Raw genomic sequence first — 23910 nt, 5'->3', positions numbered from 1 at the left:
ACGCCTGTTGAATACAGCCACGCCGGATAGGTCAAGAGCTTAGCTGCGGACTGCGGTGGAGTCGTCCACAACCTCGTCCTCAACATCAGCCCCAGCGAATTGGGACATGTAGAGCCGGTAGTAGGCGCCCTTCGCGGCCAAAAGAACCGTGTGGTTGCCCTGCTCCACAATCTTGCCGTTCTCCATGACCAAAATGGTGTCAGCATCGCGAATGGTGGAAAGCCGGTGCGCAATCACAAAGCTGGTCCTGTCAGTGCGCAAGGCCGCCATGGCTTTTTGAACCAACAACTCTGTACGCGTATCCACCGAGCTGGTGGCCTCATCCAAAATCAACAACGACGGGTTAGCCACAAAGGCCCGAGCAATGGTGATCAACTGCTTTTCACCAGCGGAGACGTTGTTGCCTTCTTCATCAATGATGGTGTTGTAACCATCCGGCAAGGCCCGCACAAAACGGTCAACGAAGGTTGCCTCAGCTGCAGCCATCACCTCAGCCTCGGTGGCGTCCAGCTGGCCGTACTTGATGTTGTCGTAAATCGTCCCGCCAAAAAGCCAAGCGTCTTGCAACACCATGCCCACTTTGGAACGCAGCTCGGCTCGGCTGAGGTGAGTGACGTCCACACCGTCCAGAGTGATTGCCCCAGAATTCAGTTCATAAAACCGCATCACTAGATTCACCAAGGTGGTTTTACCGGCACCGGTTGGCCCCACAATGGCCACCGTGTGACCGGGCTCGGCGTTGAAGGACAGGTTCTCGATCAACGGCTTGTCAGGGCTGTAGCTGAAGGAGACGTTCTGGAATTCCACATGCCCGTCAGTCTTAGCCGGCAACTTCTCTGTGACGGTCTCCGGATCTTGCTCATCAGCATCCAAGAACTCAAAGACTCTCTCAGCTGAAGCCACACCTGATTGGAGCATGTTAGCCATTCCGGCCATCTGGCCTAGAGGCTGGCTGAACTCGCGCGAGTACTGAATAAAGGCCGTGGCGTCACCCAAGGACATGGAGCCAGAAGCAACCCGCAATCCACCCACCACGGCGATTCCCACATAAGAGAGGTAGGAGATGAACTGCATCACCGGGAAGATCATTCCGGAGACAAACTGCGCACCAAAGCTAGCCTTGTAGAGCGACTCATTCTTCTCTTCGAAGTTCTTAAACATGTCTTCATCGCGGCCAAACACACGCACCAGATCGTGGCCGGAGAAAGACTCCTCAATCTGGCCGTTGAGATCACCGGTGTTCTTCCACTGGGCTGCGAAGAGCTTCTGGCTGCGTGCTCCAATAATCCCCGCAGCAACGCCCGAAAGCGGCAGGGCAATGAGGGCAATCAGAGCGAGTTGCCAGGACACAATAAACATCATGATGGCAATACCAATGACCGTCAGAACCGAGCTCACCAATTGCGCGAAGGCCTGTTGGAGTCCCTGCTGAACGTTGTCGACGTCGTTAGTTACCCGAGAAAGCACGTCACCGCGCTGGCGGGTATCAAAGTAGTTCAGCGGCAAGCGATTAAGTTTTTCCTCGGTCCGATCGCGCAGTTCCCGAATCACTTTCATCACAATCCGGTTCAGCACGTAGCCTTGCAGCCACAAGAAGATGTTGGCCACAAAGTACATCACCAACACGATGGAAATCAGCATGGTGAGCTTCTGGAAGTCAATCCCAGCACCAGGAACAAGGTCCATCTTGGCCAGCATGTCCGCGAAGTTGTTATTGCCTTGAGCCCGTAGCCCTTCAACCACTTGGTCCTTGGAGGCATCGGCTGGCAATTGCTTTCCAATCACACCGCCAAAGATGACGTCCATGGCTTGGCCCAGAATCTTCGGGGCAATCACGTTGAGCACCACCGAAACCACCACTAAGCCCACCACCAGGTAAATCCCCATGGCCTCAGGCTTGAGCAGACCCATCAATCGCTTGGCAGAGGGCCAGAAGTTCTTGGCCTTTTTGGCCGGAACATCCCCGAACATGCCGCCGTCGGCCTCTGTGGGTTTGTACTCTTCCTCTTCGAAGTCCTCCTCGGAGGGGACAGCCGGGCTGGTGGTTGCTTCAGGATCTACGGAGGTCACGGCGTCCTTCTTTTCCCCGCTCATGCTGCTTCCTCCACACTCATCTGGGACTCAACAATTTCTTGGTACGTTGGGGAGGAAGCCAATAGCTCTTGGTGCGTGCCGCGATCTACGATTTTGCCCTTATCTAACACCAGGATCTGATCCGCCTCTGTGATGGTAGAGATTCTCTGGGCCACAATGATGGTGGTGGCATCCGCGGTGTTGTGCTTCAAAGCAGCTCGCAAACGCTGATCCGTCGCCACATCCAAGGCGGAGAATGAATCATCAAAAATGTAGACCTTGGGCTGCGTCACTAGTGCCCTAGCTATACACAGGCGCTGCCGTTGGCCACCGGACACATTCGTCCCGCCCTGAGAAACGCGTGAGGCCAGACCATCCTTCTTTTCCCGGACAAAACTCTCACCCTGTGCCACTTTGAGAGCCGCCCACAGCTCCTCATCCGTTGCCTCGGTTTTACCAAAACGCAGGTTGTGGGCGATGGTGCCCGAGAACAAATATGGCCGCTGCGGCACGAGTGCCACTCGCTTGGTGATCTCCGCACGATCCAGCTGATTTACTGGAACACCGTCCAGCAGCACCTCGCCCTCGGCAACATCGTAAAGCCGAGGTAGCAGCGAAATTAGTGTGCTCTTCCCGGCCCCGGTGGCACCAATAATCGCCACCGTCTCCCCCGGTTTGGCCGTGAAACTCACGTTGCTCAACACAGGCTCCTCCGCACCCGGGTACGCAAAGGTGACGTTGCGGTATTCCACCACCCCCTTCAACTGGGCCGGAGTAACCGGCTGTTCGGGATCATGAATGGAAGGCTCCACGTCCAGTACCTCACCAATTCGGTCCGCACACACGGATGCGCGTGGGATCATCATGGCCATAAAGGTCCCCATCATCACTGCCATCAGGATTTGGAGCAGGTACTGCAAAAACGCTGTCAGCGAACCAACAGCCATCTGTCCTTCATCCACTCGATGACCGCCAAACCACAGAACAGCAGCAGTGGACAGGTGCAGGATCATCCCGATAGCCGGGAACATCAGGACAAACAGCGAACCGATCTTCAGCGAGACATCTGTCAGATCCTTGTTGGCCGCGGCAAACCGCTTGGTCTCATAGGGTTCCCGAACAAAAGCACGTACCACTCGGATACCAATAATCTGCTCCCGCAGCACCCCGTTGATTCGGTCAATTTTGGTCTGCATAGCCCGGAAAAGCGGCATCAATCGAACCACAAGGTAACCCACCACGGCCACCAGTACCGGCACGGAGACCCATACCAACCAGGACAAACTGAGGTCCTCGCGAAGCGCCATGATGATGCCACCGATGCACATAATCGGTGTGGAGACCATAAAGTTCAGGCCCATCAAAACCAGCATTTGCACTTGTTGGACATCGTTAGTGCCACGGGTGATCAGCGTTGGGGCGCCAAAAACGCTGACGTCCTTCGCCGAAAAACTTGTGACCTTCCGGAAGACGCCGCGGCGCAAATCCCGCCCAACCGTCATGGCAGTCCGGGACCCAAAGTACACTCCGGCAATGGCGCAAGCTACTTGGGCGAACGCCACCAGAAGCATCACACCGCCTGTGCGCCAAATAAAATCTGTGTCTCCTCTGGAAACACCTTTGTCAATAATTTCAGCGTTCAAGCTGGGAAGGTACAGGGCTGCAATGGTGGATGCCAATTGGAAAATAATAACGGCGGCAATAAATCCGGCATAAGGCCTGCTGTAGCCCCGGATGAGAGTGAGGAGCATAGGAATTACTCTAATGTCACCCGCCGACACTGGATACGTTTTTCCCGCACAATCATCCGTACGAATGAGCCTGCGCGGTGCGTGGCTGTCCTCAAACGGTAGCTGTCCGCAAACGCAACAGTGCCCGGCAGCGGTGCGATCCGCCGTCGGGCACTGAATGCTTTTTAGTTATTCACGCACACTAGTCAACTGGCGTGTGCGGCACATCCTCAGCACGCAGGGAGTGCTTGCCATTGCTGGTTAGGTACAAAGCCGCAGCCTGCTGAACCTTGCGCTCCTTAGCCAGCTTGCGCTTGACCCGGCTCAGCTCGGCGGCCGTCGCTTCCTGCTGAGCTGCAACTTCGCGCTGAACGCGCAACTGGTTCTGAACCTCGGTCATCAGATTGCTCAACTGCAGTTGCTGGCGGGCCAGCAACTCCTGGGTCTGCTGAACGCTACGAACCAATGCCTCGCTCGCAGCAGCGGAACCAGCCGGTTCCTTGGTTGCGGCAGGGGCCAAAAGTTCGACGCCGGAACCACCCTGAGTGGGCAAGTCAGCGAAGCTGCGGGCAAAGTCCCGGTCGAAGGGATCAGAGTCCAAGTCAGCAGCAGAATCAAAGCCACTAGCGTTCCCCACTGCGGGGAACTGACCGGTAGACAGGTTCTCCGTGGGTGAAACCATTCCAGCTTCAGCAGCCGAGTTGGCCTCCAACGAGCCCTCCGGTGTAATGTCCACCGTCCGGCGCAGTGGCTTCTCCTTGATAAAGAGCACGGCAATAAGAGCAACGACGGTAATGATCGCAGTGATCGTAAAAATCAACGCTGTGGCGTCACCGTAAGCACTACGCATCACCTCGGCAACGGGCGCAGGCAAGTCCTTCATGTCCAATGTTGAGCCAGCGCCGCCAGTGTTGTGAATCCCCAGCTTGGCCAAGCCGTCAGTAGCCAAATCCTTGACCTGATTCGACATCACGGCACCCAAAACTGACACACCAATCGCGCCACCGAAGGAGCGGAAGAACGCTACGGAACCACTGGCGGATCCGATGTCCTTGGCTTGAACCGTGTTCTGCACAGCCAACACCAGGTTCTGCATGAGCATGCCCAACCCCAGACCAAACACAAAGGTGTAGATGCCCACCAGCCACAGCTCAGTGGTGTGATCGATGGTTCCAGCAAGACCCAGACCACCCATCAAAAAGAGAGTTCCGGCAATCAGGAATCGCTTCCACTTGCCGTACTTACTAATCAATTGGCCGGAGAAAACCGAACCAATCAAGTTTCCGGCGATCATGGGCAAGGTCAGCAGACCTGCCTCAGTAGGCGTGGCACCACGGGCCACTTGGAAGTACTGGCCCAAATAGCTCGAGGAAGCGAACATTGCCACACCCACGGCGATCGAAGCGATAATAGCCAAAGCGGTGGTGCGCTCAGAGATGATTTTGAGCGGGATGATTGGCGCTGAGACCTTGGATTCAACCAAGACCAGCAGGGCAAGCAGCAAAACGCCGCCACCAACCATGACTGCTGACTGCCAAGACCACCAGTCGTAATAATCGGCTTTGCCTGCGAAGGAAACCCAGATCAGCAAAATGCTCACGCCACTGGTCAAAAGGAGTGCCCCCAACCAGTCAATCTTGGCCGGGCGCTTCACGTGCGGAATCTTCAAGGTGATCTGCAGCAGGATCAAAGCCACTACAGCCAGCGGGACACACACAAAGAACGTCCAGCGCCAGCCTAGGGAGCTGTCCACAATAAAGCCGCCCAAAAGCGGGCCGCCGGCGGTACCAACAGCCATCACAGCACCCATGTAGCCCGAGTACTTGCCGCGCTCACGCGGCGGGATGATGGAACCGATGATTGCCTGAGCCAAAGCGGTCAGACCACCCATGGCCACACCCTGGATCACACGTGCGGTCAGCAGGAACGGGATGCTCTCGGAGAACCCGGCCATCACCGAGCCGCCCACAAAAATCACAATGCTCAGCTGGACCAGAACTTTTTTGTCGAACAGGTCAGCGAGCTTGCCCCAAATGGGGGTTGTGGCCGCGTTGGCCAAGAGGGCGGCAGTAATAACCCAAGCGAAGTCCGTCTGGGTTCCCTTGAGCTCGGACATAATCGTTGGCAGCGCGTTGGCCACGATGGTGCTGCTGAGGATGGCAGTGAAGAATGCGGCAAGGAGCCCGGTGAGGGCTTCCATAATCTGCCGGTGGGACATGGGCGCTCCGGGTTCGTGGCGTTTTGATTGCCGCGATTCTTTGGCACCGGTGCGTTCGCGCTCGTGTTGCGCGGTGGCGATGACGCTAGCCATTGATGGACTCCTGCAAGGTGTTGGATTCGTGTGTGGTGCCTGACTCACGGTCCTTAATGGACTTCCGGAGTGAGGCGGTAAGTTTGCTGATCATGGCGCCGGTTGACGCGGCGTCGTCCTCGTTCCAGTCCGCGAGGTAGGAGGCCAGTGCTGCTGCGCGACGCTCCACCAGGTAGGCAAGTTTTTGCTCGCCTTTAGGTGAGAGTCGGAGCAATTGGGCGCGGCCGTCGGCCGGATCTGGGGTGCGAATGACTAGTCCCATGTCCTCCAGCTCGGCGATGTGCCGGCTCAGAACTGGAGCACTCACACCCAACCGCTCGGCCAAGTGCGTAGCGCGCGTCTGGCCCTCGCCAATAAACTTCAGGACACCTTGAAGTGCCAAACCGGCTTCTTGCCCCTTGGCGTTTTCCATGGTGACGCAACGCAGGGCGCGCTGAAGATCAAAGATCTGATTGACGAGCTCGGCTGCGGTGGCTGGTGCGACGGACATGTTCCCCTCAATGAGTTAGTTGCTATAAGTAACCATATCTCAAAATAGTTGCCTAGGGAAACAAAGTGTTAATCCTCACAGAGCGCAAGTCTCCGGACAGTGTGCACGGCAGCTCAACTTTCACGATCCCCAAAAATCCTCCGCCCCGGAATTCAGGGGATTTTCACCACGGTTCCGAAGGACTGGCCCTGAAAACTGAGCTGCGGTGCACACAAAAAAGCCCTCCGGACTTCCGCTGGGGAAGTTCCGGAGGGCTGAAATTGATACGAATCTAGAGGTGCGTGGGTGCGAACATCTTGAGCAGGGTTTCAACTACGACGACGTTAGGGCCATCCGCTGCAAAACCGTCCTTGAGCGCCTGGCCAACATCCTCCGGGGCCACCCGGACGGCCGGGACACCAAAGGATTCAGCAAGTTTGACGAAGTCGGGGCGGGCTAGCTCAGTGGCCGTTGCCTGCCCAAAGGCACCCACCATGTATTCGCGCAAGATGCCGTAACCGCCGTCGTCCACAATCAGCCAAGTGACCGGTACATTGTGCTGCTTAGCCGTGGCCAACTCGGAGATGGAATACATGGCCGAGCCGTCACCGGAAACCGCCAAGACTCGCGAAGGCTTCCCCGTAGTCTCCAAGCCCACCGAACCACCAATGGCGGACGGGAAGCCAAAGCCCAAACCGCCAGCACCCTGGGCCGAGTGGAACTCACCCTCACGGGCGTCCCAGCAGCTCCAAGCCCAATAGGCCGAGATGGTCATATCCCAGAAGGTCTGCATATCCGCCGGAACAGCCTCGCGAATATCCGCCATAAACTTCAGTTCCTTGGCAAGGTCCTGAGATTCTAGGCGCTCGTTCACCAGCTTGAGCGAGTCAGCTACCAAGTCTTGGGCGCTTTGGCCGTGCCAGTCCGCGGTGGCCGGTTCCACGCCGTCGAGCGCTTCAAGCAAAGCGGATAGCGCCTGGCCAGCGTCGGCACGGATGCCCAAACCGGGGCGGTTGGATTCCAACACCCGGGGCTCGGCGTCGATCTGAATAATCCGGCCGCGCGGCTCAAAGGTGAAGTAGTTCGAGGTGACCTCACCGAGCGAGGAACCAATCACCACCAGGACGTCAGCGTCTTCTAGCAAGTCAGTCATGTGGCGGTCCTCCACCCATGACTGCAGCGAAAGTTTGTGGTTCCACGGGAACGCGCCATTGCCGCCGGGGGTACAAATAACCGGGGCGTCCAGCTTCTCGGCAAGCTTTAACAGTGACGCCTCGGCACGGCCGCGGCGGGTTCCACCACCGGCAATGATCGCCGGGCGCTTGGCCTCAGCTAGCCACTTCACTGCCTCGCGGACCAGCTCGATGCGGGGCGGGTTGTCGGCAGCTTCAGCGAGCGCATCTTCCACGGGCGGGACCATAATCGGATCCAACAAAACGTTCTGCGGGACCTCAATCCACACCGGTCCCTGCGGGGAGGAGATCGCTTCAGTCCACGCATCTTGGATGGCGGACGGAATACCGGAGGCGTGCTGGATGAGCCGCTGGCTTTTGGTGACGTTCGCCGCCGAAGCCTTTTGATCATCAAGCTGATGCAACATTCCCTTACGGCGAGCGCCGAGGCCCTCGAGCGGGATCTGGCTGGCAATAACCACCATGGGAACACCCGTGGCGTATGCTTCCTGCAAACCGGCCAAAGAAGTGAGTGCACCGGGGCCAGTGGAGAGGAACAAGACGCCCACTTCGCCGGTGGCACGGGCATAACCGTCCGCGGCGAACGCCGAATTGTTTTCCACCCGGCTTGAAACGAAGTGCAGATTTCCGCGGCCCATAGCGTCAAAAAGACCTAGGGCGTGCTGGCCTGGGATACCAAAAACGGTTTTGGCACCAAGGGCTTCGAGAGTTTCGACGACGAGATCGCCGCCGTTACGCTGATCGCTCACTTGGCACCACCCAAAGCCTGTGCCGCATAGCCGTTGGGGGTTCCGTGACGGTCCCCTTCCACAGCGTTATCCGCCATGAGGGTTACTAGCTCGTAGGCCACGTGGCTCGCAGCAACACCAGTGATATCGGCGTGGTCATAGGCGGGGGAAACTTCCACCACGTCCGCGCCCACCAAGTTCATGCCGCGGAAGCCACGGATGATTTCGAGGAGTTCACGGCTGGTGATCCCGCCAGCTTCAGGAGTTCCCGTGCCGGGCGCGTGCGCGGGGTCAAGGACGTCAATGTCCACGGAGATGTAGAGCGGACGGTTGCCAATTCGGTCACGGACCTTCGCAACGGTTTCCAGCACGCCTTGGTAGTAGACATCTGCTGAGGTGACAATTCCGAAGCCGAAGCGGTGATCATCGTCGAGGTCTTTTTTGCCGTACAGCGGACCGCGGGTACCAATGTGGCTAATGGCTTCGGTGTCCAGGATGCCTTCTTCTACGGCACGGCGGAACGGGGTTCCGTGGGTGTATTCGGCACCGAAGTAGGTGTCCCAGGTGTCCAGGTGCGCGTCAAAGTGCAGCATGGCCACGGGGGCACCGGCGCGTTCTGCAGCTGCGCGGAGCAAAGGAAGCGCGATGGTGTGGTCGCCACCGAGGGTTAGCAGCTTGCTGCCGCTCGCGGTGAGGTCTAGGGCGTTTTGCTGGATGGTTTCGATGGCCTCGTTGATGTTAAACGGATTGACGGCCATGTCTCCGGCGTCGGCCACCTGAATGTTTTCGAAGGGGCTCACGTCCCACGCGGGGTTGTAGGGGCGCAGCAGACGGCTGGCTTCGCGGACGTGGTTGGCGCCGAATCGGGCGCCGGGGCGGTATGAAACACCTGAGTCAAAGGGCACGCCCACCACTGTGACGTCGGCTTTTGTGACCTGATCCAAGCGGGGCAAGCGAGCATAGGTTGCTGCTCCCGCATAGCGTGGGATCCGGGCTGAATCGATGGGACCAAGGTTGCCGTTGGTCTCGATGCGTAGCTCTTCCAAGGAACGCTTCTCCTTCGCGTTTGCTTTCGCGTGTGCTGTGGGATCAAAGCGTCGACCACAGTCGGTTGTGATTGCCATCATACAGCTCTTGTTTTCAAATGTGCACCAAAAGTTTACGCGTTCAGCTTCCCGTGGGCCCGCACAACCGTTTCCTCAATGCCCGCACAAAAAACGACGGCGAGTGGTCCCCCCAATCGTGACCACTCGCCGTCGTTATGAACTGGCAGTTTTACCGGTAACTTACGCTCAACAACATCGCCTTGAGCTGCGCGTAATCGGAGCTGCGCATCCACGCCTTGACCGCGCCGTCGGATGACAACCCGGAGGCCTTTACATTGGCGCGGAAGATTCCCACACCATTGGGCAGTACCAGCTGACCACTGCCGCCACTAGTGCTACCGTCCTGAAATTCAGCGGCCGGGCGAATGTCCATCAAGAGGTTCTCTCCCGCACCTGGGACGGTGTCACGCACAAAACCAAAACTAGGTTCCCCGCCAAAGTCCGCCAAGCCCGGGACCGGTGCAGAATCAAAAACGTGGCGATCAACCGGACCGGCAGCCCCGTCCCCATAAAAACCGCTGACCATAAACGCCATCTCCTTGCCCCGCTGATCAGTCAACACCGCCTGATAACAATCAAGCGGACCACCAGGAATCGTTGGACCAAGTTCCGCCCGGACCTGCCAATTCGCCGGGAAGGCAAAGGAAATATGACCATCCGGGAAGGTATACGTCTTCAACGCAGGTGCCGTGGGTTTCTGAGCTGCGCTTGCCACGTTTTGAGTGAGTGAAGTTAAGGTGAGCGAGGAGTCAGCGGCGACCTTCGCCGTCGAACGCGCCGCCCCCGTGGCCGCAGACCCCGCAACCGGTGTCTGCGAACAAGCTGTGGTAGCTGCCAGCGCCAACACCAATGCGGCCCCCGCCGCGGCCTTGGTGAATCCTGTCTTGGTCAGCCCCGCCTTTGTGAATCCTGAAGCATGCATGGTGATTCCCCAATCCTGAACATCGTGCTTTGTGGATGCCGAGGCGCCTCTGCCCCGTCACCCTCTTAGTTGTCTGACGCACCGCGATTTTTACATCGGCTTGAAAAAATCTTTTCAGCCTTGCGGAACCCAACGGAATAACTGCGCGTAAAGGTTCCATAAAAACCGGGGATTCTGCGCGTGAACTGGGCCTACGCTCCAAGTAGTAAGCAACACTCACGCACTCGAAAGAACCCTCGTGACCACCCTGACCCGCCCACCAGCCGACCCTTCCCAGTACGGAGACAAAAAACTCCGCTTCCGCAATTGGCTCCTTGAAGGACTCCCCGATTCCGGACGGAAGGGTCAAGGCCCACACGGCAAACCCGAGCACGTGGAAAAGCCCCAGACTTGGTGGAAAGTGATGTGCCTGACCGGCTTGGACTACTTCTCCACGCTCGGTTACCAGCCGGCCATCGCAGCCCTCGCTGCCGGTCTGCTCTCCCCCTTAGCCACCATGGTTCTGGTTGCAGTCACACTTCTCGGCGCACTCCCCGTCTACCGCCGGGTAGCCAGCGAAAGCCCTCGCGGCGAAGGCTCAATCGCCATGTTGGAAAGGCTCCTCCCCCGCTGGGGTGGCAAACTTTTTGTCCTCGCGCTCCTCGGCTTCGCGGCCACTGACTTTATGATCACCATTACCCTCTCCGCTGCCGACGCCACAGCCCACGTGATCGAAAACCCCTTTGCCCCGGAGTTCCTACAAGGCCAACAAGTTGTGATCACCCTCGCGCTGGTGGCTGGACTCGGCGTCGTATTTTTGCGTGGCTTTAAGGAAGCGATCAACGTTGCAGTAGTACTCGTGGCAGCGTTCCTCCTGCTCAACACGGTAGTGATCGGCGTCTCCGTGGTTCACCTGTTCACCGAAGCACACAAGGTGAACGACTGGTGGGCAGCCCTGAACACCCAACACGGCAACCCGCTACTGATGGTGGGCATCGCGTTACTCGTGTTCCCCAAACTCGCTTTGGGCCTGTCCGGGTTCGAGACTGGCGTGGCAGTGATGCCCCAAATCAAAGGCCACCCCAGTGATACCGAAGAGAATCCCGCGGGCCGGATTCGTGGAGCCAAAAAACTCCTAACAACGGCGGCACTGATCATGAGCACGTTCTTGATCACCTCCTCCTTTGCAACAGTTGTGCTCATCCCCGCGGAAGAATTCCAGCCCGGTGGCAAAGCTGAGGGCCGCGCACTGGCCTACTTGGCGCACCAGTTCCTCGGCGACGGATTCGGAACCGTATACGACCTCAGCACCGTAGCCATCCTCTGGTTTGCCGGGGCCTCCGCCATGGCCGGGCTACTCAATTTGGTCCCCCGCTACTTGCCGCGCTACGGAATGGCACCTGCCTGGACCCGCGCAGTCCGGCCCCTGGTGCTGGTGTTCACCTTTGTGGCGTTCCTGATCACCATCATTTTCCAGGCCGACGTCAACGCCCAAGGTGGCGCCTACGCCACCGGGGTTCTGGTGCTTATGACCTCAGCTTCGATCGCCGTAACGCTGTCCGCCCGGCGGAAAAAGCAGCGCTTGGCCATGATCGGATTTGGTGTGGTGTCGGTGGTGTTCCTCTACACCACCGTGCTCAACTCAATCGAGCGGCCAGACGGTTTGAAGATTGCTGCACTGTTTATTGTGGCGATTATGGTACTGAGCTTTGCCTCGCGAATCCGACGCTCCTTTGAACTGCGCGCAACACTGGTCAAGCTGGACCGCACCGCCTTGGAATTTGTGTCCGACGAAGACGACGCTCCTGTCCGGATCATTGCGCATGAGCCTTCGCAAAATTCAGACGCCCGGTACAAGGAAAAACTGGACCACGCCAGACTCGCTAACCACCTTCCCGTGGACTGCGACGCAATTTTCATCGAAGTGATAGTTGATGACAGCTCTGACTTTGAACAAGAGCTGATGGTTACCGGCGTGACCCGCCACGGCTACCGAATCTTGGAAGTCCACAGCAACAACGTGCCCAACACTGTGGCCGCTGTCCTGCTGCATATTCGCGACGTCACCGGATTGATGCCACACATCTACTTCCGTTGGACCGAGGGAAATCCCATCGCCAATCTGAGCCGCTTTTTGCTCTTCGGCGACGGCGAAATTGCCCCCGTAACTCGGGAAGTGCTGCGCGAAGCGGAACCCGATATCACCCGCCGCCCCTGGGTGCACGTCGGCTAGGGCGGCTTCGCGCTCCCTTGCTAGGTCTTCCAGCCCAGTTACTCGCCTTCCCGCCCACGCCGGCCCCACAAAACCCCCACATTCCGGGGATCCTGCGGCGAGCGCATCAAGATTTTCCCGAGCAACTGGGCTGGAAGGCCAAGGAATCTGGGAAAACTTGTCCACATAGAGCACCTGAGCCGTAGCTTTGGAAGCCCGCATCGCGTGAACTCGTTGAATGGACCCCGTAGTAGCACTCAAAAAACATGGTGGTGTAGCAAGGACGCGCCAGCTGATCTCCAAACGGCTGTCATCAACAACGCGTGGTTAACATGTGCCAGCGCCGCAAGTCACTACGGCCTGTGGATACGCAACCCGCCCACACAGCTCCATTTGGGATGCAACCACGGCCACGGCTCTGGGTTTGTTCGGCATCGGACCGTCCGATTCGACGCGGAAGGCTTACTTCCGCTGGCAGCAGTTGAGGATGCGGTGATCCATGCACTCACGTGCCTACCTATCCCCGCCTCAACTGCCCTCGCCACCTCAGCTATTCGTCTTTGCGGTGTGCCCCTTGAATTACTGACCCAAGAGTTGAAGGGCTCATGCTCGGCCCCGGCGTTGCAACAATTGCGGGAGCTGGATATGCGCGCCGAGTCCATCGTGGAAGTGGATGGGTTCCAGTATCATTCGAGCCGGCAGTCCATGCGCAAGGACCTTCAACGCAACAACGCCTCAACGAGCCACGGTTTTAGGGTCCTCCGGTACATGCCGGAGGACATTTGGGCCCGACCAACCGAGGTTATTGCCCAGATTCAGCAGGTTCTGCGGGCGCAGGGGCGGTGAGGGCAAACGGGAGTATTACTGCCCCGTTGCGGCCGGTACAAGAATCCAGAGGACTTCGGTTTCTTCGCTGCCCGGGTTTTCCCAGCTGTGGGGCTCACGCCCGGGAAATGACAAGGTGTCCCCGGCGGAAAGTTCATAACGTTCATTGGTCATGATCAGGCTCAGTTTGCCTCGAACAACATGCAGGACATCAACATCGCAGTCCACGGCATACAGTTCGCTTTCGCCTTTACCGCGCGGGGCAATAACACCTTGGAGGACCTGGACGCGGCGTTCAGAACGGGCAGTGAGCAGCCGCTCAACAATTCCCTCGCCACCGAGTGAGATCCGCGGACCATCGCCATTGCGGGTCAAATGAGTTTCCGGAGCGGCAAATAGATCCCCCACGGAAACGGATAGCACCTGGCACAAGGTCACCAAGGAAGCTACCGACGGCGAAGTCAGGTCACGTTCCACCCTGCTGAGAAATCCTTTGGTCAAGCCAGTGGCGGCAGCAACTTGTTCGATGGTCAGGCGCTGGGATTGGCGGGCGGCCCTAATCCGGGAGCCGATCGCCACGGGGGTACTGCTGGGTTCTACGGGCAATGCCTTCATCAAAAACCTTTCACCGCTGGTTCGCGCAGCCTCGGCCAAACACCGTTGTTCCAGCCAGAGCCTGCCCAGGTCACTGGAGCCATCCTAAGGCGTGCCTTCAAAGCTCACTTGTTATGTCACGAGATTGACTGTTAGGCCCATCACATAATAGCGTGGCGGGCAACAAAGGTTGCCTCATAGGAAATATCCGCGTGGTCACCACCCCAACCTCTTATATAACGCTCTGAGGAGCTCCCCATGAATGCCGCTTCTGGCAACATCATCAACATCGTTATTGTGGTGGCATATTTGCTCGCCATGCTGGCGTTCGGCTGGTGGGGCAAGTCCCGCACCAAAACAACAGCGACTTCCTCGTAGCGGGCCGCCGCCTTGGTCCCCTGCTCTACACAGGCACCATGGCCGCCGTCGTACTGGGAGGCGCATCCACCGTAGGTGGCGTCGGCCTCGGCTACAAGTTTGGTATTTCCGGTATGTGGCTGGTGGTCGCCATTGGCGCCGGTGTTTTGCTGCTGAGCTTGCTCTTCGCCCCCACCATTCAGCGCCTCAAGATTTACACTGTTTCCCAAATGCTCAGCCTGCGTTACGGCCAGCGCGCCACGCAGACCTCTGGCATTGTGATGCTTGCCTACACCCTGATGCTCTGCGCAACTTCTACGGGCGCCTACGCCACCATTTTTGTGGTTCTCTTCGGCTGGGAACGTTGGCTGGCCATCGCCGTGGGCGGTGCCATTGTGCTGGTGTACTCGACTATCGGCGGTATGTGGTCCATTACCCTCGCTGACCAGGTTCAGTTCATCATCAAAACCGTGGGCATCTTCTTCCTGATGCTCCCGTTCACACTCAACGCAGCCGGCGGCCTAAACGGCATCCGCGAACGCGTTGACGCGAGCTTCTTCCAGATGGACGGCATCGGGGTCCAGACCATCATCACGTACTTTGTGGTCTACACCTTGGGTCTGTTGATCGGTCAGGACATTTGGCAGCGTGTGTTCACCGCCAAAACCCCTGCGGTTGCCCGTTGGGGCGGCGCCACTGCCGGTATCTACTGCATTCTCTACGGTGTGGCCGGCGCTTTGATCGGCTTGGCCGCCAAGGTAGCACTGCCCAATATTGACGTCAAAGCACTCGGCAAGGACGTTGTTTACGCCGAGGTCGCCACCAACATTTTGCCAATCGGGATCGGTGGTCTGGTCATGGCTGCCGCTGTTGCCGCCATGATGTCCACTGCGTCCGGTGCGCTCATTGCCGCAGCAACCGTGGCACGCGCCGATGTTGTTCCTTTTGTTGCCAGCTGGTTTGGGAAAACCATCAACACCAATGACACCGAAAACCCGGAGCACGACGTCAAAGCCAACCGTTATTGGGTCCTTGCTTTGGGCATCATCGCCGTGCTGATTTCCATGGCCGCGCAGGATGTTGTGGTGGCTTTGACCATCGCTTACGACATCCTGGTGGGCGGTCTACTGGTGGCAATCCTAGGTGGTCTGGTGTGGAAGCGCGGTACCGGAATCGCCGCTGCATGGTCAATGGCTGTTGGCTCCGTCCTCACTCTGGCACTGCTGATTGCCTACTCCGCTGGCATCATCCCCAGCGAGGATGGCGTGTACGCCAACGATCCCATCTACTGGGGCCTTGGCGCGTCGCTGCTGGTTTATGTGGTTCTCTCACTCCTGACTAAGCCCACTGACGCGGCTGTTCGCGCCGCATGGGACAAGCGTGTATCAGGCGCAGTTGTGGAAGAAAAAACGCCGGTAGCAGTTCCTTAGACGCACAGAGCACGTAACAAAAGCACCTCCTGCGGCGGTGCCGGATTCACAAATTCCGGCACCGCCGCAGTGCGTTGTAAGCTGGTGCGCAGCTTCAAGACTTGTGGTGCCAAGCTCCGACTTACCACAGACCAACCCCATGTTCGCGGGTGGTTCGGATGAGGAAGCGGCCGCGGCCAGAAGGCCGGGGCAAGAGCAACGGAAGGATCCGGCCGTGTCAGCCGCCCCCACAGACCGCTATTCAGCCCCGCAGCAACCAGTTCAGTTTCAAGAACCAATTCAGTTTCAAGAACCAGTTCAGTTTCAGCAATCGCTTAAGTACGACGACGCCGCGGACACCGCGTCCCAGCCCACCACGGTGCCGGTCCTGCCAGCCGTGGATCTAAATTTGGGCACCGTCACCATCTGGCGCTCAAGTGGGTCTCAACGGTATTGGTGTGCCGAGCCGAAGGAGTTGGCCCGAGCACTGAACAATGCTGTGGCTCAACCGGGCTGGGATGAAGTGAACGCTGTGCTGACTGTCCGTGTAGCCGCCATAGGGCACCGCCGTGGGAAACCTCTGAGCTTCACTCTGAAAGCCACAAATTAAGGTCTACCGAAACTTTTTCGCAAGGAATACCGGCCCAAAATCCGAGCCGATAAACGGTACAGTGATGGTTGCGCAACGGGGCGCCACCTTTCATTGAACCCAGGAGCCCGAGTTGAATTCAACGCCGGAAGAGCAGTCCGGAACCCACCAGCAAGCAGTTACTGAAGCTACTTCTGCAGACATCAAACGCTGGCGGCAGTACCTCGCCGACGAGCGCGCCGAAGCGGCCGTATACCGCGATTTGGCCCAGCGCCGCGAAGGCGAAGAGCGCTCAATCTTGCTCGCTTTGGCCGAAGCTGAGGGCCGGCATGAGGCTCACTGGGAGCAGCTCTTGGGCGAGCATGCTGAGCAGAAGCGTGCCGCCTCGCTCAACAGTCAGCTCCTCGGATTCTTGGCCCGGAACTTTGGATCCGTGTTCGTTTTGGCCTTGGCCCAGCGCGCCGAGGGCCGCTCCCCCTACGCCACAGACCCGGCTGCTACCCCGGCCATGGCCGCCGACGAAGCCATTCACGAGGAAGTAGTTCGTGGTTTGGCAACCCGCGGCCGTAACCGCCTCTCCGGCACGTTCCGCGCAGCTGTATTTGGCGCCAATGACGGCCTGGTCAGCAATTTGTCCTTGGTGATGGGTATGGCCGCGACGGGTGTGAGCAGCCAAGTTGTCCTCTTTAGTGGTGTTGCCGGCCTGCTGGCAGGCGCTTTGTCCATGGGTGCTGGCGAATTTGTTTCAGTCCGTTCTCAGCGCGAATTGCTCGAAGCATCACGGCCTACCCAGATCACCCTCCATGCAGCACCCCAGCTGGATGTGGATCAGAACGAACTAGTGTTGGTTTACCGGGCCCGCGGAATGAGCCAAGAAGCGGCCGAGCACCGGGCCGCCGAGCGCTTGGGCATTTTGAGCTGCGACTGCGATCCCAGCTTGTCCTTGCAGCCGGAATTGCCTGAGCCTGAGGACGAACACGAGGCTGTGGGTACCGCATGGGGCGCTGCCACCTCAAGCTTCTGCTTCTTCGCTTCCGGTGCCATCATCCCGATTTTGCCGTTCATCTTTGGGATGGCCGGAATGCCGGCGCTGATCGTCGCCGCCGTTCTGGTGGGCTTGGCACTGTTGGTGACTGGCGCCGTCGTTGGTTTGCTCTCCGGTACCTCCCCACTCAGCCGGGCACTGCGCCAACTGGCGATTGGCCTCGGTGCTGCCGGGGCCACGTACGGTTTAGGTCTACTGTTTGGTGCCACGATCGGCTAGGAGACTTTCACTCTCCCTTTCCGTTGGGTTATTTGGAGCGTAAAAGTTCGACGGCGTCTGCTACAGTATCCACCAAGTGGACGTGCCGCTCCATCGGCTTTCCCGCAGCCAGAGAACTCAGCAGCTGCCACACCGGGACCTTGTTTTGCCAATACGTCCGGCCCACTAAAACCATGGGCCTGACGGTCTCTGGGGTGCCGTAATAGTTCTCGCAAGCATCCTGGAAAACCTCTTGAACCGTGCCGGCAGCACCAGGCAGAAACACAATGCCACCGGTGCACAACTCGAGGAGGATTGCTTCGCGGATCGAGTTGGCGAAGTACTTGGCAATCCCGCTTGCGAACAGATTCGGCGGCTCATGACCGTAGAACCAGGTGGGAATCCCGAGGCTTGCTACGGGGCTTGGCACTGAGTTCACCACGTTTTGTGCAGCTCGCGCCCAGGCAGAAATTGAAGGACGAAAGCTCGGGACCTGCGCCAAGGACTTCAAAGCCGCCTGAAGGTCAGCGTCTGGCCCCGCACTCATCAACGCTCCGAGGTTCGCCGCTTCCATGGCGCCCGGCCCACCACCGGTAGCCACCAAAAAGCCCTCTTGAGCCAGTGACCGGCCCAATTCCGCAGCTTGTGCGTAGTCATCGCTCCCGCGTTGCGCGCTATGACCGCCCATCACACCGACCACCCCACGGCGAGTCTTGGTTTCAACGAATTCCTCGAGCGCATCACCAATGGCGTGATCGTGCAAGGCTGCTGCCAAGGTGGCATCCAAACTCCGCCTCTGCCCCACTCGCAGACTCCACTGGTACACCCGGGCGTCCAGGGTTTCCTCGTAAGGGTGTTCACTGACTCCGTTGTACAACTCCCCCGCTGTGTAGAGCGTGCCGCGGTATGGGTCAAAGTCGATCCCGCCGAGTTTGGGAAACAGCAGTGCTCCCCGTGAACGCAATGACTCATCCATCCCCGTGGCAAAACTGCAGCCTAAGAAAATGGCCCCCTGCGGGTTCAACCGTTTCAGCTCAGCCGATCGTTCTTGCAGGTCTAGGGACTGCACGTGCCAACCATGCATGGACCTAGCCCCAGCCGCCACTAGCTGGTCAAAGTGGGCCAGGGATTCCACTTCGAGCGAGCGCGGGCTAGGTTTCAACGATGAATGACGCGACATAATCCCACCCTATCCAGCGCAAGATGCACAATGGAGCATGCACCGTTTTGCCGCACCTGCCATTGGTATCCCTGTCCGCCTGAGCGACGCCGAGGGAGCCGATTCGCGGGTTGGGGAAGCTAACCAACTTTTCGACTTTATTGTCCAGCTGGTTCGCGACGCAGGCGGGTCTCCCGTGCTGTTGCACAGCTCGGATGACTATAACGCTCAGCCGCTGGACGGTGTGGTTCTTCCCGGCGGCGGAGACGTCAACCCGCAGCTCTACGGGCAAACGCCGATTCGGGAGTGCTACGACGTTAACCCCGCGCAAGACGAACTGGACCTTGCCATCGGCCGCCGGGCGCTCGCTGCGAAGGTTCCGCTTTTGGGGATCTGCCGCGGGCACCAACTGGTCAACGTCCTGTGCGGCGGCACGCTCATCCAAGACTTGCTCATCCAAGACTTGCCACGGCCTGCAGCTTCCGCCGTGAACAGCGTGGTTCACAGCATGGGCCCGGCCGTCGAAGGGCAAGAAACGGCCTGGGCCTTCCATGAAGTCAGCATCACTCCGGGATCCCTGGTGAGCCGCTTGTACTCCGGCGCTACAAGCGCCCGCATCGCCTCCGGCCACCACCAGGCGGTGGCAAATGTTGGCGCTGGGCTACTGGTTACCGCAGTGGCGCCCGATGGTGTGGTGGAGGGTCTCGAAGATCCAGACCGGAACGTTGTGACAGTGCAGTGGCACCCCGAGTCTGACGAACTCGACGCCGAGGACCGCCTCGCGCCGTTCCGCGCGTTCGTGTTGTGGTGCGGCGAGCTAGCGCGGTAGCTTTCCCGCTGAGAGTGCGACGGCGGGGGTGCGGTTAACTTCGGCGGTGGCACGCTTGGCTTGTGCGGCGGCGAAGATCATCACCACCAGACCTAGCAGGGTGATTCCGGCACCAGCCCAGATGGGTGAGGTGTAGCCGAGCCCGGCAGTGATTGTTACTCCGCCGAGCCAGGCTCCCAGAGCGTTGCCCACGTTGAAGGCTCCGATGTTGGCTCCGGAGGCAAGGGTGGGCGCGCTCGAGGCGTACTTCATCACGCGCATCTGCAGGCCCGGAACTGTAGCGAAGCCGAAGCCACCCATCAGGACAATCGAGGCGATAGTAAGCACCTGGTTCTGCGCGGTAAGTGCAAACCCTACAAGCACCACTACGAGCACCGCGAGAACCACTACGAGCGTGCGGTCTACGTTGCGGTCAGCAGCCTTGCCGCCGATTGTGTTGCCAATAAAGAGCCCTACGCCGAAGACGATCAGCAACCACGGCACGGCGGAGGCAGCGAACCCGGAGACGTGGGTGAGTGTGAAGGCGATGTAGGTGAACGCACCGAACATTCCGCCATAGCCCAGGATGGTGACCATGATGGAGAGCCAGACCTGACCGGAGCGGAAGGCACGGAGTTCACTTCGCAAGCTCCCTGGAGTGGTGTCACCGTGACCAGTTTTGGGGACCAACGTGAGGATGCCTACCAAGGCGATACCACCAATTACCGTGATGGCCCAGAACGTGGAGCGCCAACCAGCGGCCTGCCCCAGCATAGTTCCGAACGGCACGCCCAGCACGTTGGCGGCAGTGAGGCCGGTGAACATAATAGCGATTGCGCCGGCTTTTTTGGTGGGCGCTACCATGTCCGCTGCAACCACCGCCCCGATTCCGAAGAAGGCACCGTGCGAGAGTGCCGCGACGATCCGGCCCACCATCATCAGGGAGTAATCCCCCGCGGTGGCGGAGATGAGGTTTCCGGCAATAAACAGCACCAGCAGCACGGCGAGAACGGGCTTGCGTTCAAAACGGGTCACTGCAGCGGTTAGTCCCAGCGCCCCAACAACAACGGCTAAGGCGTATCCGGAGATCAGCCAACCTGCGGTGGCCTCGCTGACGTGGAAGTCGGCAGCGACCTCGGGCAGCAAACCCATGATCACAAATTCGGTGAGTCCGATCCCGAACCCACCTAGGGCTAGGGCAATCAGGCCAATAGGCATGGCGGTGCTCCTTCAAAACTGTACGGAATGGGATATGGCACGTAAGCTTTTAGTTGCACGCGCGGTATTTATTGTTGCACAAGCAGATACAACGCGCAAGCAACTATCTTTGCTTTGTGCTCCCCGTAATGCTCGGTGGCACATCAACAGCACGCGCGAGAGGAAAACAAATGGCCATTAAGGACGACGCCGTAGAGGTCCGCGCCCAGGGTTGGCGCACCCTCGCGGCATTGCACGGCCTGATTGAAGGCGAGCTGGAACGCTCCCTACAAGCCGAGGCGAAGCTCTCAGTAGTGGAGTACACCGTGTTGGACGCGCTCAGCCGGCAGGACGGATGGCACATGCGTATGCAACAGCTCGCCCGCGCCACCGCCCTCAGCGCCAGCGCCACCACTCGACTGGTCAACCGGCTCGAGGACCGCGGCCTACTCACCCGGATCCTATGCGCAGACGATCGTCGCGGCATCTACACCGAGCTCACCGCCAGCGGCATCGAGCTGCTCGAGCAGTCCCGCCCGGTACACGATCAGACCCTCGAGCGCGCCATCGCCAGCGCCCAAGAGATCCCCGAACTGGCCGCGCTGGTGGACGCGCTGCCGCTACTTCACGCGAACGCTTAACACTGCTTAAACGCCCGACGGCGGGTCCGCACCTTCCTGGTGAAGAAAGGTGCGGACCCGCCGTCGTCCGTTTTAAAACCAACGCGGGGTCACTTACGGCCCATGTTTAGGACAAACACCGGCCGTAAGTGACCCCGCGTTGGGGGGTAATGCTTAGAGAGCTGCGTAAACTTCGCGCAGCAGTGTGGCGGTCTCGGAAGGCGTCTTGCCGACCTTTACACCAGCAGCCTCAAGAGCTTCCTTCTTAGCCTGAGCCGTACCTGCGGAACCGGAAACGATGGCGCCAGCGTGGCCCATGGTCTTGCCCTCAGGAGCGGTGAAGCCAGCAACATAGCCAACAACCGGCTTGGTGACGTGAGCCTTGATGTAGTCAGCAGCGCGCTCTTCAGCGTCGCCACCGATTTCACCGATCATCACGATGGCCTTGGTCTCCGGGTCCGCCTCGAACGCAGCGAGTGCGTCGATGTGGGTGGTGCCGATGACCGGGTCGCCACCGATGCCGATTGCGGTGGAGAAACCGAGGTCACGAAGTTCGTACATCATCTGGTAGGTCAAGGTGCCCGACTTGGAAACCAAGCCGATGGGGCCCTTGCCCGTGATGTTTGCCGGGGTGATACCAACCAGAGCTTCGCCCGGGGTGATGATGCCGGGGCAGTTCGGGCCGATGATTCGGGTGATCTGCTTGCCGTCAGCGTCAACCTTGGACTGTGCCAATGCCCAGAATTCAGCAGAATCCTGCACCGGAACACCCTCGGTGATCACAACAACCAGGCCGATTCCAGCCTCAATGGCCTCAACCACAGCATCCTTGGTGAATGCCGGCGGAACGAACACGATGGAAACGTCAGCACCGGTTTCAGCCATAGCTTCGGAGACCTTACCGAAGACGGGCAGTTCAACATCGCCGTGACGGACAGTGGTGCCAGCCTTGCGTGCGTTCACGCCGCCAACAACCTGGGTACCGGCCTTGAGCATCAGAGCGGTGTGCTTGGTGCCCTCGCCGCCGGTGATGCCCTGGACGATGACCTTGGAGTCTTTGTTCAAATAAATAGACATGGTGGCGTCCCCTTACTTCGCTGCGTTGGCGAGTTCGGCGGCCTTGTCGGCGCCCTCGTCCATGGTGGCGGCCAGCGTTACCAGCGGGTGGTTGGCCTCGTTCAGGATGCGGCGGCCCTCTTCAACGTTGTTACCGTCGAGACGAACTACCAGCGGCTTGTTGGCAGAAGAACCAAGCTCAGCAAGTGCACCAACGATGCCCTTAGCCACAGCGTCACAAGCGGTGATACCACCGAAGACGTTGACGAACACGCTCTTGACCTGCTCATCACCGAGGATAACGTCCAGACCAGCAGCCATAACCTCCGCAGAGGCTCCACCACCGATGTCCAAGAAGTTAGCCGGCTTGACGTTGCCGTGGTTTTCGCCAGCGTAAGCAACAACATCCAAGGTGGACATCACAAGACCAGCACCGTTACCGATGATGCCAACTTCGCCGTCAAGCTTGACGTAGTTGAGGTCCTGGGCCTTTGCCTTAGCCTCGAGAGGATCAGCAGCGTCCTTGTCCTCAAGTGCCTCATGGTTGACGTGGCGGAAGCCAGCGTTCTCATCCAAGGAGACCTTGCCGTCCAAGGCAACGATGTCACCGGCGCCGGTGCGAACCAGCGGGTTGACCTCAACGAGGGTGGCGTCTTCGTTCTTGAAAACGTCCCAGAGCTTGATGATCACTGCTGCAACCTTCTCGCGAAGGTCCTCAGCGAAACCAGCCGTAGCAACGATTTCGTCTGCCTTGGCCTGGTCAATTCCAACAGCCGGGTCAACGGAAACCTTAGCCAGAGCCTCGGGCCGCTCAACGGCGAGCTGCTCGATCTCCATACCGCCCTCTACCGAGCACATAGCCAGGTAGTTGCGGTTGGCACGGTCCAGCAGGACAGAGAAGTAGAATTCCTCAGCAATGTCAGCGCCCTGGGCGATCATCACCTTGTTGACGGCGTGACCCTTGATGTCCATACCAAGGATGTCATTGGCGTAATTGAATGCTTCATCAGCACTCTTGGCCACCTTGACGCCGCCGGCCTTGCCGCGGCCACCGACCTTTACCTGTGCTTTAACGACGGTTACGCCGCCGATCTTCTCGGCAGCTGCCTTTGCTTCTTCAGGGGTGTGCGCCACGATGCCAGCGAGCACGGGTACACCGTGCGCCTCGAACATATCGCGCGCCTGATATTCAAACAGGTCCACGGTTTGGTGTCCTTCTACGTCGAAGTAGTTTTCTTGGGAATACTGGCGCCTTGTACCAACAATTTTGTTAGCGGCAGGACGCATTGCTCCACTTGGAACTCTAGTCCCGTTGGAAGCTATGCCTGTC

Annotated in this window: 19 protein-coding genes, 1 pseudogene and 1 riboswitch; of the genes and pseudogenes, 8 read left to right on the top strand and 12 right to left on the bottom strand. The window is 58.9% G+C overall.

Features of this window, described 5'->3' with window-relative positions; translation table 11 throughout:
• Positions 1–39: 39 nt before the first annotated feature.
• From ACQQCD_RS02395 to ACQQCD_RS02365, 7 genes are all read right to left on the bottom strand, one after another.
• On the bottom strand, positions 40–1971 hold the full coding sequence (locus tag ACQQCD_RS02395) for an ABC transporter ATP-binding protein (RefSeq protein ID WP_430267024.1): 1932 nt from the start codon (positions 1969–1971) through the stop codon (positions 40–42).
• Between the two features lie 119 nt (positions 1972–2090).
• The gene (locus tag ACQQCD_RS02390; protein ID WP_430266800.1) at positions 2091–3824 is read right to left on the bottom strand and encodes an ABC transporter ATP-binding protein; all 1734 of its coding nucleotides are present in this window, start codon (positions 3822–3824) and stop codon (positions 2091–2093) included.
• 181 nt (positions 3825–4005) lie between these two features.
• The gene (locus ACQQCD_RS02385) at positions 4006–6114 is read right to left on the bottom strand and encodes an MDR family MFS transporter (RefSeq protein WP_430266799.1); all 2109 of its coding nucleotides are present in this window, start codon (positions 6112–6114) and stop codon (positions 4006–4008) included.
• Positions 6107–6604: a MarR family winged helix-turn-helix transcriptional regulator gene (locus ACQQCD_RS02380; RefSeq protein ID WP_430266798.1), complete on the bottom strand. Its 498-nt coding sequence runs from the start codon at positions 6602–6604 to the stop codon at positions 6107–6109. Before ACQQCD_RS02380 ends, ACQQCD_RS02385 begins: the two co-directional genes overlap by 8 nt.
• A gap of 271 nt (positions 6605–6875) precedes the next feature.
• Entirely contained in the window at positions 6876–8525 is a 1650-nt protein-coding gene (locus ACQQCD_RS02375; RefSeq protein ID WP_430266797.1) for a thiamine pyrophosphate-binding protein, read from the bottom strand.
• Positions 8522–9550, bottom strand: coding sequence for an agmatinase (gene speB / locus ACQQCD_RS02370; protein ID WP_430267023.1), 1029 nt, complete (start codon positions 9548–9550; stop codon positions 8522–8524). Before speB ends, ACQQCD_RS02375 begins: the two co-directional genes overlap by 4 nt.
• A 229-nt stretch (positions 9551–9779) precedes the next feature.
• The gene (locus ACQQCD_RS02365; protein ID WP_430266796.1) at positions 9780–10325 is read right to left on the bottom strand and encodes a hypothetical protein; all 546 of its coding nucleotides are present in this window, start codon (positions 10323–10325) and stop codon (positions 9780–9782) included.
• 22 nt (positions 10326–10347) lie between these two features.
• Here ACQQCD_RS02365 and ACQQCD_RS02360 point away from each other — a divergent pair, with 22 nt between their 5' ends.
• The 3 genes from ACQQCD_RS02360 to ACQQCD_RS02350 all read left to right on the top strand — a co-directional run bounded on the left by ACQQCD_RS02360 (position 10348) and on the right by ACQQCD_RS02350 (position 13569).
• Positions 10348–10551: a hypothetical protein gene (locus ACQQCD_RS02360; RefSeq protein WP_430266795.1), complete on the top strand. Its 204-nt coding sequence runs from the start codon at positions 10348–10350 to the stop codon at positions 10549–10551.
• Positions 10552–10770: 219 nt separating this feature from the next.
• A complete protein-coding gene (locus ACQQCD_RS02355) occupies positions 10771–12744 on the top strand; it encodes an APC family permease (protein ID WP_430266794.1) in 1974 nt (657 codons plus the stop codon).
• A gap of 471 nt (positions 12745–13215) precedes the next feature.
• Positions 13216–13569 (top strand): endonuclease domain-containing protein, encoded by a 354-nt coding sequence (locus ACQQCD_RS02350; protein ID WP_430266793.1) that lies wholly within the window; start codon positions 13216–13218, stop codon positions 13567–13569.
• A 15-nt stretch (positions 13570–13584) separates the two neighbouring features.
• Here ACQQCD_RS02350 and ACQQCD_RS02345 read toward each other — a convergent pair whose 3' ends face one another.
• A complete protein-coding gene (locus tag ACQQCD_RS02345) occupies positions 13585–14163 on the bottom strand; it encodes a helix-turn-helix domain-containing protein (RefSeq protein WP_430266792.1) in 579 nt (192 codons plus the stop codon).
• A gap of 237 nt (positions 14164–14400) precedes the next feature.
• Here ACQQCD_RS02345 and ACQQCD_RS02340 point away from each other — a divergent pair.
• From ACQQCD_RS02340 to ACQQCD_RS02330, 3 genes and pseudogenes are all read left to right on the top strand, one after another.
• Positions 14401–15929, top strand: a pseudogene (locus tag ACQQCD_RS02340) (sodium:solute symporter).
• A gap of 92 nt (positions 15930–16021) precedes the next feature.
• Positions 16022–16131, top strand: a riboswitch (SAM riboswitch).
• Positions 16132–16143: 12 nt separating this feature from the next.
• Entirely contained in the window at positions 16144–16518 is a 375-nt protein-coding gene (locus tag ACQQCD_RS02335; RefSeq protein ID WP_430266791.1) for a hypothetical protein, read from the top strand.
• 112 nt (positions 16519–16630) lie between these two features.
• Complete coding sequence (locus tag ACQQCD_RS02330; RefSeq protein WP_430266790.1) at positions 16631–17761, top strand: VIT1/CCC1 transporter family protein; 1131 nt, start codon at positions 16631–16633, stop codon at positions 17759–17761.
• Between the two features lie 28 nt (positions 17762–17789).
• Here the strand turns inward: ACQQCD_RS02330 and ACQQCD_RS02325 are convergent, their stop codons facing one another.
• Complete coding sequence (locus ACQQCD_RS02325) at positions 17790–18920, bottom strand: LOG family protein (protein ID WP_430266789.1); 1131 nt, start codon at positions 18918–18920, stop codon at positions 17790–17792.
• Between the two features lie 37 nt (positions 18921–18957).
• Between ACQQCD_RS02325 and ACQQCD_RS02320 the strand changes: the two genes are divergently transcribed.
• Positions 18958–19728: a gamma-glutamyl-gamma-aminobutyrate hydrolase family protein gene (locus tag ACQQCD_RS02320; RefSeq protein ID WP_430266788.1), complete on the top strand. Its 771-nt coding sequence runs from the start codon at positions 18958–18960 to the stop codon at positions 19726–19728.
• On the opposite strand, the gene ACQQCD_RS02315 is transcribed toward ACQQCD_RS02320, so the two are convergent.
• On the bottom strand, positions 19717–20925 hold the full coding sequence (locus ACQQCD_RS02315) for an MFS transporter (RefSeq protein ID WP_430266787.1): 1209 nt from the start codon (positions 20923–20925) through the stop codon (positions 19717–19719). The genes ACQQCD_RS02320 and ACQQCD_RS02315 overlap by 12 nt on opposite strands.
• Positions 20926–21095: 170 nt before the next feature.
• Between ACQQCD_RS02315 and ACQQCD_RS02310 the strand changes: the two genes are divergently transcribed.
• Positions 21096–21545 (top strand): MarR family winged helix-turn-helix transcriptional regulator, encoded by a 450-nt coding sequence (locus tag ACQQCD_RS02310; RefSeq protein ID WP_430266786.1) that lies wholly within the window; start codon positions 21096–21098, stop codon positions 21543–21545.
• 153 nt (positions 21546–21698) lie between these two features.
• Here ACQQCD_RS02310 and sucD read toward each other — a convergent pair whose 3' ends face one another.
• Both sucD and sucC read right to left on the bottom strand, forming a co-directional pair.
• The gene (gene sucD / locus ACQQCD_RS02305; protein ID WP_430266785.1) at positions 21699–22601 is read right to left on the bottom strand and encodes a succinate--CoA ligase subunit alpha; all 903 of its coding nucleotides are present in this window, start codon (positions 22599–22601) and stop codon (positions 21699–21701) included.
• 12 nt (positions 22602–22613) lie between these two features.
• A complete protein-coding gene (sucC, locus tag ACQQCD_RS02300) occupies positions 22614–23783 on the bottom strand; it encodes an ADP-forming succinate--CoA ligase subunit beta (RefSeq protein WP_430267022.1) in 1170 nt (389 codons plus the stop codon).
• Positions 23784–23910: the final 127 nt, after the last annotated feature.

Source organism: Pseudarthrobacter sp. J1763 (genome assembly GCF_050490295.1).
Classification (GTDB): domain Bacteria; phylum Actinomycetota; class Actinomycetes; order Actinomycetales; family Micrococcaceae; genus JBNPEO01.
The sequence above is the reverse complement of the archived record's forward strand: the minus strand, read 5'-3'. Positions and strand labels throughout refer to the sequence as shown.